General features: G+C 69.6%; 11 protein-coding genes. 3 read left to right on the top strand and 8 right to left on the bottom strand.

The features are described 5' to 3' along the window. Positions 1-93: 93 nt before the first annotated feature. From ACFC0D_RS36195 to ACFC0D_RS36230, 8 genes are all read right to left on the bottom strand, one after another. Positions 94-675, bottom strand: coding sequence for an ATP/GTP-binding protein (locus tag ACFC0D_RS36195; RefSeq protein WP_050791473.1), 582 nt, complete (start codon positions 673-675; stop codon positions 94-96). Then, positions 656-1210 carry a DUF742 domain-containing protein gene (locus tag ACFC0D_RS36200; protein ID WP_376445707.1) on the bottom strand — a complete coding sequence of 185 codons (555 nt, stop codon included), beginning with the start codon at positions 1208-1210 and terminating at the stop codon, positions 656-658. The genes ACFC0D_RS36195 and ACFC0D_RS36200 overlap by 20 nt, the downstream gene beginning before the upstream one ends. A 93-nt stretch (positions 1211-1303) precedes the next feature. Continuing rightward, complete coding sequence (locus ACFC0D_RS36205; RefSeq protein ID WP_005311461.1) at positions 1304-1717, bottom strand: roadblock/LC7 domain-containing protein; 414 nt, start codon at positions 1715-1717, stop codon at positions 1304-1306. A gap of 7 nt (positions 1718-1724) precedes the next feature. After that, on the bottom strand, positions 1725-4922 hold the full coding sequence (locus ACFC0D_RS36210; RefSeq protein WP_376445710.1) for a nitrate- and nitrite sensing domain-containing protein: 3198 nt from the start codon (positions 4920-4922) through the stop codon (positions 1725-1727). Between the two features lie 338 nt (positions 4923-5260). Next, positions 5261-5845 (bottom strand): ATP/GTP-binding protein, encoded by a 585-nt coding sequence (locus tag ACFC0D_RS36215; protein WP_361850837.1) that lies wholly within the window; start codon positions 5843-5845, stop codon positions 5261-5263. Continuing rightward, positions 5826-6233, bottom strand: a complete 408-nt coding sequence (locus tag ACFC0D_RS36220; protein WP_376445713.1) for a DUF742 domain-containing protein — start codon at positions 6231-6233, stop codon at positions 5826-5828. The genes ACFC0D_RS36215 and ACFC0D_RS36220 overlap by 20 nt, the downstream gene beginning before the upstream one ends. A 126-nt stretch (positions 6234-6359) precedes the next feature. Further along, the gene (locus ACFC0D_RS36225) at positions 6360-6773 is read right to left on the bottom strand and encodes a roadblock/LC7 domain-containing protein (protein WP_030325548.1); all 414 of its coding nucleotides are present in this window, start codon (positions 6771-6773) and stop codon (positions 6360-6362) included. A gap of 9 nt (positions 6774-6782) precedes the next feature. Continuing rightward, the gene (locus ACFC0D_RS36230; protein WP_376445716.1) at positions 6783-10463 is read right to left on the bottom strand and encodes a nitrate- and nitrite sensing domain-containing protein; all 3681 of its coding nucleotides are present in this window, start codon (positions 10461-10463) and stop codon (positions 6783-6785) included. Between the two features lie 548 nt (positions 10464-11011). Here ACFC0D_RS36230 and ACFC0D_RS36235 point away from each other — a divergent pair. From ACFC0D_RS36235 to gltX, 3 genes are all read left to right on the top strand, one after another. Beyond that, the gene (locus ACFC0D_RS36235) at positions 11012-11200 is read left to right on the top strand and encodes a hypothetical protein (RefSeq protein ID WP_329115507.1); all 189 of its coding nucleotides are present in this window, start codon (positions 11012-11014) and stop codon (positions 11198-11200) included. Positions 11201-11279: 79 nt separating this feature from the next. Beyond that, positions 11280-12074 carry a fumarylacetoacetate hydrolase family protein gene (locus ACFC0D_RS36240; RefSeq protein ID WP_376445719.1) on the top strand — a complete coding sequence of 265 codons (795 nt, stop codon included), beginning with the start codon at positions 11280-11282 and terminating at the stop codon, positions 12072-12074. Then, on the top strand, positions 12067-13542 hold the full coding sequence (gene gltX / locus ACFC0D_RS36245) for a glutamate--tRNA ligase (protein WP_376445722.1): 1476 nt from the start codon (positions 12067-12069) through the stop codon (positions 13540-13542). Before ACFC0D_RS36240 ends, gltX begins: the two co-directional genes overlap by 8 nt. Positions 13543-13574: the final 32 nt, after the last annotated feature.

The raw sequence follows: 13574 nt of genomic DNA on the forward strand, positions 1-13574 counted from the left end.
GCGAGAGGGGGCCCGGCCCTCGCACAACGAGAGGGGCCCGCCGCACCGGAACGGTGCAGCGGGCCCCTCTCGTACGGGCAGCCTGTCGGAGACCTACCGCAGGCGGGCCATGAGCGCGTGCTCGACCAGGGTGATGAGCGCGCTCTTGGCGTCCGCGCGGTGGCGGGCGTCGGTGGTGATGATCGGGGTGTCCGGGCCGATCTGGAGGGCCTCGCGGACCTCCTCCGGGTTGTACGGCTGGTGGCCGTCGAACCCGTTCAGGGCGATGACGAACGGCAGGCCGCTGTTCTCGAAGTAGTCGACGGCCGGGAAGCAGTCGGCGAGCCGCCGGGTGTCGACCAGAACGACCGCGCCGATCGCGCCGCGGACCAGGTCGTCCCACATGAACCAGAAGCGGTCCTGACCGGGCGTACCGAAGAGGTACAGGATCAGGTCCTGGTCCAGGGTGATACGGCCGAAGTCCATCGCGACAGTCGTCGTCGTCTTGTCGCCGGTGTGCGTGAGGTCGTCGATGCCCGCGGACGCAGACGTCATGACGGCTTCGGTACGCAGCGGGTTGATCTCCGAGACGGCGCCGACGAACGTGGTCTTGCCCACGCCGAAGCCACCCGCCACCACGATCTTCGCGCTGGTGGTTGAACGGGCCGCGCCGCCGCTAGAGCTTGCGAAGTCCACTGAGCACCCTTTCGAGCAGTGTCACGTCTGGCTGACCGCCGGCGGCCTCGTCGCCGCCGGGCTGGTGGATGGCGACAAGTCCGGCCTCCGCCAGGTCGGCGACGAGGATACGGGCAACGCCGAGGGGGATGGAGAGAAGTGCCGAGATCTCGGCCACCGATTTGATCTCGAAGCACAGTCGGCAGATCCGCTGGTGCTCGGGCAACTGCCCCTGCAGCCGGGCCGGATCGGCCGTCGTACTGACCAGCGCCTCGATGGCGAGCTGGTAACGCGGCCGGGTCCGGCCGCCGGTCATCGCATAAGGACGCACCAGCGGGTTGTGCCCGCCGGACGCGCCGGAACCGCCCGCACCCCGGCGCGAGGCGCTCGGCGCGCCGACCGGAGCAGGCTGCTGGGCCTGAGGCTGCTGGTAGGGCTGTGCTGCGCCCTGTCTGCTCGGGGCGGAGGGAAAGTTGAACCGGTTCTGCGTGGTGTCGCCGTGCGGCTGCGATCCGTCAAAACCGTTGTAAGGGCGTCCGCCCGGGGGTGTACCCACGTCTCCTCCTCCGACTGCCTCGCGGTCCATGTCCCTGTGGAGCCGCGCCACCGCACCTTACGGTGCGGTGGCGTGAAACGCACTGTCTGTCTGTTAGTTGAGAAGACTTCCCTGAAGCTCCGCCCGGAGGTCAGGAGTCAGAACGCTGCCCGCGCGATCGACGAGCAGAGCCATCTCGTAGCCCACGAGACCGATGTCGGCCTCCGGGTGCGCGAGCACGGCCAGCGAAGAGCCGTCCGAGATCGACATGATGAAGAGGAAGCCCCTCTCCATCTCCACGACGGTCTGGTTGACCGCACCGCCCTCGAAGATGCGGGACGCGCCCGCGGTCAGCGAGGTCAGTCCGGAGGCGACGGCCGCCAGCTGGTCGGCGCGGTCCCGGGGGAAACCCTCGGACATCGCCAGCAGGAGTCCGTCGGCGGAGACCACCACCGTGTGGGACACCCCAGGGGTGTTGTCCACGAAGTTGGTGATCAACCAGTTCAGATTCTGCGCCGCCTGGCTCATGCTCACACTAACGCTCCTGGTTGTAGGTACTGCCCGGGCCGAGGCCCGATCCGTTCGTGTCCGTTCCCGCGGTGCGTCCCTGCTGGACACCACGGCGCAGGTTGCTCAACCTGCCCCGTACGTCCTCGGGAGCGCGGGAGACCTGGGGGCCGCCCTGCGGGGTCTGCTCCGCCGTGCCCTCGACCAGATTGGCCTTCGGGACCCGCTTCGGAAGACCGGACGAGGTGACCCCGCCCGCCTTCGGGTCGCGGAGCTTCTCGGCCCGCTGCCAGCGCTCGTCGTTCGTCGAGCGCCACTCTTCGGTGCCGTCGGCCTGGTTCTGCTGAACCGGCTGCTGGGCCGGCTGCTGGACCGTCCGCGTGGGCAGACCCTGCTGCGCGGGCTGGGAGGCCTGCGCTGCGGTGCTGCCACGGCGCGGCAGACCGGCGTCGGTCATCGCGTGGCCGGCGTCCGGGGTGGGGCTCGGCGTGGGCCCCGGACGGTCGAAGCCTACGCGCTCGGGGGCCGGTTCGGGAGCGGGGGGCGCAGATTCCGCATTCGCACCGTACGCCTGCTCGTAGCCGCCCTGGTACGCGCCCTGATCCTGCCAGTCACCCTGGTGGGGCTGGGGCTCGTAGGCGTTGTCGTACTGCGGCTGACCGTTGTCCTGACCCTGGTAGGCCGGTTCCGCATAGCCCTGCTCGGCATACCCGCCGACGGGCTGGCCGTAGCCGTCGTAGCCCTGCTCCTGGTACGCGTAGCCGTCGTTCTGCGGAGCCTGGTTGCCGTAGTCGGGAGCGTACTCCTGGACGTACTCCTGCTCCTGCGCGTACTCCTGCTCGTACGACTGCTGCTGCCCGTCCACCTCGTCGCGGTAGAGCGGACGCTCGCCGCTGTGGGCCTGCGACTCCAGGGCCGCACGGCGCTCCTCACGCATCAGCGAACGGTTCACCGGGTCGAGCTGGCGGTCGTCCGCCGGCTGCTCGTAGCGGGAGTCGTCGAAGCCGAGCTCCGCCGCGGTCCGCATCTGCGGCTGCGCAGGCTCGAAGGCGTGCTGCTGCTGTTGCGGGATGATCTGAGAGACCGTGAAGTCGTTCTCGGGGAGCTGCTCGCCACCACCACCGTGGGTGATCGCGTCCGGCAGCATGACCAGCGAGGTCGTACCGGCCTGCTCGCCCGAGGGGCGGAGCTGGACACGGACGCCGTGCCGGTCGGCCAGCCGGCCGACCACGAACAGGCCCATGCGCTGCGAGACGGCGGCGTCCACGGTCGGCGGGTTGGCCAGCTTGTGGTTGATGTCCGCGAAGTCCTCGGCGGTCAGGCCGATTCCCTTGTCGTGGATCTCGACCATCACGCGGCCGTCGGGCAGTCGGGTCGCGGTGACGCGGACCTTGGTCTGCGGCGAGGAGAACGTGGTGGCGTTCTCCAGGAGCTCGGCGAGGAGGTGCACGAGGTCGGTCACGGCCTGGCCGTGGATCTCGGCGTCGGGGACACCGGCGAGCTCGATGCGCTCGTACTGCTCCACCTCGGAGGAGGCGGCGCGCATGACGTCGACGAGCGGCACCGGCTGGTCCCAGCGGCGGCCCGGCTCCTCGCCGGCGAGGACGAGGAGGTTCTCGCCGTTGCGGCGCATACGGGTGGCCAGGTGGTCCAGCTTGAAGAGGTTCTCCAGCTGGTCCGGGTCGGCCTCGTTGTTCTCCAGGTCGGTGATGAGGGTCAGCTGGCCCTCGATCAGGGACTGGTTACGGCGCGACAGGTTGGTGAAGATCGCGTTGACGTTGCCCCGGAGCATGGCCTGCTCGGCGGCGAGCCGGACGGCCTCACGGTGGACCTGGTCGAAGGCGCGGGCGACCTCGCCGATCTCGTCCTGGGAGTCGATCGGGATGGGCTGGACCCGGGTGTCGACCCGGCCCGGCTCGGTACGGGACAGCTGGTCGACGAGCATCGGCAGACGCTGCTCGGCGATGGCGAAGGCGGCGGTGCGCAGCTCGCGCATCGAGCGGCTCATCTGGCGGGCCATCATCCCGGCCAGGATGAAGGCCGCCAGGAGGGCGATGACGACGATGCCACCGTTGACGAAGGCGTCCGTCTTGGCGTCCGAGGAGATGTTCGCCGCCTCGGTCACGGCCTTGTCGACGAGCTCCTTCTCGACCGTGGTGTAGCCGTCGAACTTGCCGGTGGCCACGGCCATCCAGGTCTGGGCGGTGATGCCCTTCTGCTTCAGCGCGGCGATCGCGTCGGCGTCCGGGGCCGCACCGATCTCCTTGACCACACCGGTGAAGACGGAGCCGTCGGGCCCCTTCGGCAGGTCGAGGCCCGCCTCCTGCATCTTCTCCGCGCCGTCCTTGGCCTTCTCGGTCATGACCTCCTTCAGGCGGTCCACGTCCGCCTGGGTGCCACCGGAGTTGTACTCGCCGAGGGCGATCTGCTCCAGGTAGTTGTAGGAGTTGAACGCCACGGACTGCTGGGCGAAGATCGCGTCCTTCTGGCTGGGCCGGACGAGCAGCTGCATGCCGATCGAGCGCTGCAGCGACGCGGCGCCCTTGGCGAGCTGGACGGCGTAGAGCGTACGGCCGTAGGCGGTGACGTTGCCGGTGCCGAGGCCGAGCTCGTTGGAGAACTCCATCAGGAAGTGCTGGACACCGGTGTACCCGAGCTGGGTGTTCACGGGGTCCAGAGCCTGGGTGTAGGCGATCTGGCGCAGCTTCTCGAGCTTGGGCTCCTCGCCCCTGAACAGCTTCAGGCGGCGCTCCAGGCCCTCGCCCTCGGGCATGTTCTTGACGGCCTCGTCGAACTTGACCTTGGCGGCGTCGGTGGCCGCGTAGGCCTGCGTCACCTCGTCGCTCTTGCGGTCCTCGGCGCTCTTCGCCGTGAGGAGCGGAGCGGCGGTGAGGTCACGCTCGTTGAGCAGCGCCTGGCTGTACTCCGAGGCGGCGCGCACGATCAGCGCCGTCTTCTCGGCGTTCTGGGCCTCCTGCCAGGTGTCGATCGACCCCTTGACCTGGAAGCCGCCCATGACGAGGCCGACCAGCACGGGTATGAGGAGGATCGCGTTCAGCCTGGTCGGTACGCGCCAGTTGCGCGGGGACAGCTTGCTCGAGCTGCCCTGGCCGCTGCCGGCCTGGGGCGTCACCGGCGGTTCAGCGGGCGACGCCACCATGCGTGCCGGCGGCGTGAAGTTGCCTCGCGCCTGCTGCTCCGCGGAGCTTTCCTTGCTTCGCCTCACTCGACCAACAACCTCTCGGCGTCGGCACCTACGTTGTGCCGGTGTTTCGTTCAGGGCCGTACTACTCGGGAGTTCATGAATTGCAGCACGTGAAGGGTGTCCCTTCCAAACAGCCCTGAGCACCGGTTTTGGCCACTCCGAGCCCAAGATAAAACGGGCATAAAGAACGAGCCCCGCCAAATTGCGAGGCTCAGGTGAGCACAGTGGCACCAATTGGATGCGTCGGGTGTCCGTGGGGCTGCAATTCTCATTCGAAACGTTATGAACACGGGGGCGGGCCGTGTCGAACGACACAGACCGCCCCCAGGAGGCGTACGACAACTTCCGTAGAAGATCGCCTACTTGAGTCGTGCCATCAGCGCATGTTCGACAAGCGTGATCAAAGCGCTCTTGGCGTCCGCGCGGTGGCGGGCGTCGGTGGTGATGATGGGAGTGCCCGGACCGATCTGAAGCGCCTCGCGGACCTCGTCGGGGGAGTACGGCTGATGCCCCTCGAAGCCGTTCAGGGCGATGACGAACGGCAGGCCGCTGTTCTCGAAGTAGTCGACGGCCGGGAAGCAGTCGGCGAGACGGCGGGTGTCCACGAGTACGACGGCGCCGATGGCACCGCGGACCAGGTCGTCCCACATGAACCAGAAGCGGTCCTGACCGGGCGTACCGAAGAGGTACAGGATCAGGTCCTGGTCCAGGGTTATACGGCCGAAGTCCATCGCCACCGTCGTGGTGGTCTTGTCGCCGGTGTGCGTGAGGTCGTCGATGCCCGCCGAGGCCGAGGTCATGACGGCCTCGGTACGCAGCGGGTTGATCTCCGAGACGGCGCCGACGAACGTGGTCTTGCCCACGCCGAAACCGCCCGCCACCACGATCTTCGCGCTGGTGGTCGACCGCGCCGCGCCGCCGCCGCTAGAGCTTGCGAAGTCCACTGAGCACCCTTTCCAGCAGTGTCACGTCCGGCGTGCCGCCGGCCTCTCCGTTGCCCGGCTGGTGGATCGCCACCATGCCGGCCTCCGCCAGGTCGGCGACGAGGATCCGGGCGACGCCGAGCGGCATGGACAGCAGCGCCGAGACCTCGGCCACCGACTTGACCTCCCGGCACAGGTGGCAGATCCGCTGGTGCTCGGGGAGCAACGTCGAGAGGTGCGCCGGGTCGGCCGTGGTGCTGACCAGTGCCTCTATGGCGAGCTGGTAGCGCGGCCGGGTCCGGCCGCCGGTCATCGCATAAGGACGCACCAGCGGCTGGTCGCCTTCATGTCCGTACGACTCATCTATCGAGGAGCCGTACGGATCGTGAGAGGCGGGGGGCGGGGTCATGAATCCTCCGGGCGTGACGGCAGGGGTCGAATGCCGTCTGATGGGGCCGGTGGGGGGCCGGATGGGGCGGCCGGACGGTGTGTGTTCCCAGAGTGGCGCGGAGGGGCGGGCCACCCTGTTCGGTGGCTAGTGCAGGAGGCTTCCCTGGAGCTCGGCACGGAGATCCGGGGTGAGTACGCTGCCGGCCCGGTCGACCAGCAGCGTCATCTCGTAGCCCACGAGGCCGATGTCGCACTCCGGGTGCGCGAGTACGGCCAGTGAGGAACCGTCGGAGACGGACATCAGGAAGAGGAAGCCGCGCTCCATCTCCACGACCGTCTGGGCGACGGGACCGCCCTCGAAGATCCGGGACGCGCCCGCGGTCAGCGAGGTAAGTCCGGACGCGACCGCCGCCAGCTGGTCGGCGCGGTCGCGGGGGAATCCTTCCGACATGGCCAGCAGCAGGCCGTCGGCGGAGACCACCACTGTGTGGGACACCCCGGGGGTGTTGTCCACGAAGTTGGTGATCAACCAGTTCAGATTCTGCGCCGCCTGGCTCATCGCGCTCAACTAACGCTCCTGCTGGTGGGTCGGGCCGAGGCGGAAGCTACCCGTGGTCGAGTTGCCCGCCTGACGGCCCTGTTGGATACCGCGGCGCAGATTGGTGAGCCGGCCGCGGACGTCATCGGGTGCACGCGAGACCTGAGGGCCGGCCGTGTGGGCCTGCTCCTGCGCGGTTCCGGGTACGAGGTTGGCCTTCGGGACCCGTCGCGGCAGCCCGGAGGTGGTGACGCCGCCGGCCGCGGGCTTGCGGACCCGCTCGGCCTGGCGCACCAGTTCGTCGTTGGGCGAGGTCCGCCAGGAGGCGGGTCCGCCCTGCTGCTGACCGCCCTCGCCGCCGCCCTGCGCGGCGGGGCGCCGCGGAGCGGGGGAGGCGGGCTGCTGAGGCACGACCGGGGTCTGCATCGTCTGATCGACGGCACCCCGTCCGTTGTCCTGCTGAGCCTGTCCCTGGTCCTGACCGTGGAACCAGTTGGTCTCCAGCGTGTCGTACAGGGGGGTACGGGTGTCGCTCGGGCCGCTCGCCGGAGGCAGGGCCTCGGGCTGGCGAGGCTGCTGCAACTGAGGCTGCTGCGGCTGCTGAGGCAGGTTCCCGGCCGGGCGGGGCGCACCGTAGTCGCCGCCACCGCGCGGGCGCTGGGCCGGAGGCTGCTGCTGGTACCCCTGCGGGGCCTGCGCCTGCTGGGGCGCCTGCTGCGGCTGGCCGAAGTCCGGGCGCGGGAACTGCGCGGTGGACGCCGGGTCCTGCGAGGCCTGCGGCTGGTAGCCCTGAGGAGCCTGCTGCTGCCGTCCGAGGTCCGGGCGGGGGAACTGGCCCGTGGAACCGGGGCCCTGAGGCGCCGTCGGACGGGGGTACTGACCCGTGGTCTCCGGCTCCTCGTGGCCGCGCGGCGCGTCCAGCGGCGACATCTCCTGCTGCGGGCGGCGGACCGGCTGCGCCGGGTCGTTGCCCCAGCTGGTGGTCTGCGGACGCTGCTGCTGCGGGTTGCCCCCGGGCAGCTCGGCGCGCGGGTAGCCGTTCTGGGCGGGGCGATTGCCCTGGCCCTGCTGCGGCTGCTGGGGAGCCTGGCCCTGGTTGCCCTGGTTGCCCTGGTTGCCCTGGTTGCCCTGGCCGCCCCAGACGTCCGTACGGGACGGAATGGCGCTCTGCGCACCGCCGAACCCACCGGAACCGAGGCCCGGACGCTGCGGCTCCTGGGGGACCTGCGGCATCTGCGAGGTCTGCTGGCCCTGGGGCTGCGGCTGCTGCGGCGCCTGACCCTGCGGACCGTTCGGGCGCTGAGCACCGTCACGTCCGGGCAGCGCCGCACGCGGCCCGCTGCCCGCACCGACCTGGCCGCGGGCGGCACTCGGACCGGCACCGAGCCGGCCGGCCGCCGCGGACGAGGCGGACGGCGCGCCGCCGAGGCCCGGACGGCCACCGGCGCCGGGACCACCGGCCGCACCCGGACCACCGGTCAGGCGGCCACCGGAGGCGGAGGGAGCCTGCGGCATCGCGCCCTGGCCGCCGGGACCCTGCTTGGGCGCGGGCTTCTTGCCGCCGTGGGCGACGTCGACGGGGAGCATGACGAGCGCGGTGGTGCCGCCGGAGTCCGACGGGCGCAGCTGGATCCGGATGCCGTGTCGCAGGGACAGGCGGCCGACCACGAACAGACCCATGCGTCGGGAGACGGAGACGTCCACGGTGGGCGGCGACGCGAGCCGCTCGTTGATCGCGGCGAGGTCCTCGGGGGAGAGGCCGATGCCGGTGTCGTGGATCTCGACGAGGACACGGCCGTCGGGCAGCGCGTGACCGGTGACGCGGACCTTGGTCTGCGGCGAGGAGAACGAGGTGGCGTTCTCCAGCAGCTCGGCGAGGAGGTGCACGAGGTCGTTGACGACGCGGCCGGCGACCTCGGTCGCCGGGACCGCGGCCAGTTCGATGCGCTCGTACTGCTCCACCTCGGAGGCGGCGGCACGGAGCACGTCGACCAGCGGGACCGGACGGGTCCAGCGACGGCCGGGCTCCTCACCGGCGAGGACGAGGAGGTTCTCACCGTTACGGCGCATACGCGTCGCGAGGTGGTCGAGCTTGAAGAGCGAGGAGAGCTGGTCCGGGTCGGCCTCGCGGGACTCCAGCTCGGAGATGAGCGAGAGCTGACGCTGGATAAGGCCCTGGGAGCGGCGCGAGAGGTTGGTGAACATCGCGTTGACGTTGCCCCGCAGCAGGGCCTGCTCGGCGGCGAGGCGGACCGCCTCGCGGTGCACGTCGTCGAAGGCCGCGGCCACCTGACCGATCTCGTCCCGGGAGTGCACACCGACGGACTCGACGGAGGTGTCGACGTCCTGCGGGTCGGCCTCGGAGAGCTGCTTGACGAGCTCGGGCAGACGGTCCTGGGCGACCTTGGTCGCGGTGTCCTGGAGCCGGCGCAGCGAGCGGATCATGGACCGCGCCACGACGAAGGCGCCGACGAGCGAGACACCGAGGACGAGGAGGATCAGCGCACCGTTGATGATGGCGTCGCGCTGCGACTCGGCGCGCAGCTCACGGGCCTTGGTGTCCATCTGGCCGAGCAGGTTGGCCTCGATGCGGCTCATCGCGACGATCTTGGTGCCGTACTCGTCGGTGAAGTTCAGGTGACCGCGCAGCGTGCGGCCGGCCAGGCCGCTGTCGGTGCTCAGCACCCGGTCCGCGTACTTGTCGGCGGCCTCGATGGAGGGGTTGCCGGTGGTGAGCGAGGCGGTCAGCTCGGCGGCGTCGCCACCGGCCGACTCGTAGATCGTCTCGAAGGACTTGAGCTCGACCTTCTCACCCTGCTGGGCGGCGTAGCCGTAGAGGCGGTCGCCCTGCTCCAGATTGCCCGGCCGGCTGTCGCCCGAGGGCAGCGCGGAGGCGATGATCGCCTGCTGGACGGAGGCGTACTCCTTGGCGGACGAGAACGCCGCGAGCGCTCGGGTCCGCTTGATCATCTCGGGGTTGCTGGTCGCCTGCGCCATGTCCTGGGAGAGGCTGAGCAGCGAGCGGATCAGTCGGCTGTACGCCTCGACCGTCACCGAGTGGGAGACGCCCTTCTTGTACGCCTCCTGGCGGATGCCGCCGATCTGGACGACCTGGGACGCGATCTGGCTGACGTTCTGACGGATGCTCTGCAGCGCCTCGTCGCCCTCGGTGGCGGGGATGTCCCCGGTGGCGTCCATGAACGCCTTCTGGGCCCGGTCCGTCGCCTTGCGCGGGTTGGAGACCTGGTAGTCGCCGGCCGACTTCCCGTTGGCCAGCGGACCGGCGGAGAGGTCACGCTCGGTCTGCAGGGCCTGGGCGAGGTCGGTCGCCTCCTGCGTCAGCTTGGTGAGCAGCTGCAGGTGGTCGAGCTGCTCCATGTCCTGGAGCGACTCGCTGATTCGGATGCCGCCGAGGCTGGTGGCCGCGACCACGGGGAGGGTCAGCAGGGCGACCAGACGCGTCGAGATACGCCAGTTGCGCAGGGCTATTCGCGGCCCGACCTCGTTCTCGGCCTTGGGCTTCTGCGCGGTGGCGGCGGGTTCGGTGGCAGAGGTCGTGGCGCCGGAGCGCGCGGAGGCCTCACCGCCCTTGTCTGCCGGACCCTTGCCCGGGTTCGGGGCGTGCTGGGCCGAGGAACCGCGGTCGGTTCCGGCGCGAGGCTCTTGCTCCGCGGCAGCGTTGCTGCCATCCCTCTTGAATCGTCCCTGCACTAGCGTCGCAACCTCTGGACCAGGCGCCCTTCCGCGTGAACGGAGAGGACGGTGTCGGCGTCTCGGGACGCGGAATGCGCCCCATGGTGGTCGTCGATGACCGGCGCAGTTCCCCCTTCCCCGCCGCTCACCCGGCGCTGCGTTGCGCCCCTCTGCGCGCCGGCTTGAAACCCGCGGCGGTGCGTGGAATTCCAGCACAGTGCCGGATCTCCAACAAGGCCCGCGTCTCGGGCATCGAGCGGCATAACAACCCGTGAACATCATGTCACGCCACGTAGAAGATGATCATGGAGGAATCGGACTTATTGCGCCCAAAGGCTCATGGAGTCCGAGTGTCCCAGTCGCCATGATCAGGAGCGGAATGAAGCATTCAGTGGGGAAATGTCCGTTTCCGTGACCCCTGGGAACAGTCCGTAATGCCCGGATCGTCCCGTCAGTGGTGAGCAAACTCACACCTAGATCGTTGCCTTCCCCATGCATTCGAAGGGAATTGCACGTTTAGCCTGACGCTTTACACGACTCCCCGTTCTGTAGAGGCTCGCGAAAACATGAAGACGACGATGCTGCTCCGCTCCACGGCCAACCCCCGCCGCACCACGCTCGCCCACCTCGAGGACGCCGAGCAGCTCGGCCGGGGCGCGCAGCTGGAGCACGTGGCCGAGCTCCCCACGCAGACGGCCAACCCCCGCCGCACGGTCCTCATGACCGCCCCCGAGGCGGCGCAGACCGCACAGTAATACGGCAGGAGCCGCCCCTCACCGCGTTAGCCTGGAGCGTCAGACTCCAGCAAGTACCAAGTGAGGGGCGACAGCACTCGTGCGCATCGCCAGATTCTCCATCGACGGCAATGTCGCCTTCGGCGCCGTCGAGGGCGAGGGAACCGTCGAGTCCGGCGGCCTGGTCCTCGACATCATCAAGGGCATCCCGTACACCGACTTCGAGCTCAGCGGCACCAAGGTCCCGCTCGGCAAGGTACGGCTCCTGCCGCCCGTGCTCCCCAACAAGGTCGTGGCCATCGGCCGCAACTACGCGGAGCACGCAGCCGAACTCGGCAACGAGGTCCCGGAGGTCCCCGTCGCCTTCTTCAAGCCGACCACCTCGGTGATCGGCCCCGGCGACGCCATCGAGTACCCCTCCTTCTCCAACGAGCTGCACCACGAGGCCGAACTGGCCGTGGTCATCGGCCGTATGTGCCGCGAGGTCCCGCGCGAGCGCGTCAAGGACGTCATCTTCGGCTTCACCTGCGCCAACGACGTCACCGCCCGCGACGCGCAGGCGCGCGAGAAGCAGTGGGCCCGGGCCAAGGGCTTCGACACCAGCTGCCCGCTGGGCCCCTGGGTCGAGACGGGGCTGGACCTGGCCGCGGCGAGCGACCTCACCATCCAGGCCACGGTCAACGGCGAACAGCGCCAGCTCGGTCGCACCAGCGACATGATCCGCTCCATCGAGGACCTGGTCGTCCACATCACCGAGGCCATGACGCTGCTCCCGGGCGACGTCATCCTCACCGGCACTCCCGCCGGGGTCGGCCCCCTCAACGTCGGCGACGAGGTCGCCGTCACCATCGAAGGCATCGGCACTCTCACCAACAAGGTGATCAAGCGTGGCTAACGCGAACGTCCGCGTACGTTTCTGTCCCTCCCCGACCGGCAACCCCCACGTGGGTCTGGTCCGCACCGCCCTCTTCAACTGGGCCTTCGCCCGGCACAACCAGGGCACCATGGTCTTCCGTATCGAGGACACCGACGCGGCCCGCGACTCCGAGGAGTCGTACAACCAGCTGCTCGACTCGATGCGCTGGCTCGGTCTCGACTGGGACGAGGGCCCCGAGATCGGCGGCCCCCACGAGCCGTACCGCCAGTCGCAGCGGATGGACATCTACAAGGACGTCGCCGAGAAGCTGCTCGCCGGCGGCTACGCCTACCACTGCTTCTGCACCGCCGTGGAGCTCGAGGTCCGTCGTGACGCGGCCCGCCTCGCCGGCAAGCCCTCGGGTTACGACGGCACCTGCCGCAACCTGAGCGACGAGCGCATCGAGCGCTACCGGGCCGAGGGCCGCGAGTCGATCGTCCGCTTCAAGATGCCCGACGAGCCGATCACCTTCACCGACCTGGTCCGCGGCGAGCTCACCTTCACCCCGGACAACGTCCCGGACTACGGCATCGTGCGCGCCAACGGCGCCCCGCTGTACACGCTCGTCAACCCGGTCGACGACGCGCTGATGGAGATCACCCACGTCCTGCGCGGCGAGGACCTGCTCTCCTCCACGCCGCGCCAGATCGCGCTCTACAAGGCGCTGATCGAGCTGGGCGTCGCCAAGGAGATCCCCGCCTTCGGCCACCTGCCGTACGTGATGGGCGAGGGCAACAAGAAGCTCTCCAAGCGCGACCCGCAGGCCTCCCTCAACCTCTACCGGGAGCGCGGCTTCCTCCGCGAGGGCCTCCTGAACTACCTCTCCCTCCTGGGCTGGTCGTTCTCGGCGGACCAGGACATCTTCACCATCGAGCAGATGGTCGAGAAGTTCGACATCGCCGACGTCAACGCCAACCCGGCGCGGTTCGACCTCAAGAAGGCCGAGTCGATCAACGCCGACCACATCCGCCTGCTGGACGTGAAGGCGTTCGCCGCGGCCTGCGAGCCCTGGCTGACGGCCCCGCACGCCAACTGGGCGCCCGAGGACTTCGACCGCACCGCCTGGGAGGCCATCGCGCCGCACGCCCAGACCCGGGTGACCGTCCTCTCGGACATCACGGCCAACGTGGACTTCCTCTTCCTGCCGGAGCCGGTCTTCGACCAGCCGTCGTGGGACAAGGCCATGAAGGGCGAGCCGGCCGCGCTGCTCACCACCGCGCGCGCCAAGCTCGAGTCGGCCGACTGGAACGACCCGGAGTCCCTCAAGAACGCGGTCCTGGCCGCCGGCGAGGAGCACGGCCTGAAGCTCGGCAAGGCCCAGGCCCCGGTCCGCGTCGCGGTCACCGGCCGCACGGTCGGCCTGCCGCTCTTCGAGTCCCTGGAGATCCTGGGCAAGGAGAAGAGCCTCACCCGCATCGACGCGGCGCTGGCGAAGCTGGCTGCGTAACGCCTGCCGGTACGCGACGAGGCCCCGGCTCC

It is taken from the genome of Streptomyces sp. NPDC056222, from assembly GCF_042264065.1.
Classification (GTDB): Bacteria; Actinomycetota; Actinomycetes; order Streptomycetales; family Streptomycetaceae; genus Streptomyces.

Bases quoted from the DNA above. Each gene is read 5' to 3' on its own strand.
- ACFC0D_RS36235 (WP_329115507.1), top strand. From the start codon at position 11,012: ATGAAGACGACGATGCTGCTCCGCTCCACGGCCAACCCCCGCCGCACC.
- ACFC0D_RS36225 (WP_030325548.1), bottom strand. From the start codon at position 6,773: ATGAGCCAGGCGGCGCAGAATCTGAACTGGTTGATCACCAACTTCGTG.
- ACFC0D_RS36205 (WP_005311461.1), bottom strand. From the start codon at position 1,717: ATGAGCCAGGCGGCGCAGAATCTGAACTGGTTGATCACCAACTTCGTG.
- ACFC0D_RS36220 (WP_376445713.1), bottom strand. From the start codon at position 6,233: ATGACCCCGCCCCCCGCCTCTCACGATCCGTACGGCTCCTCGATAGAT.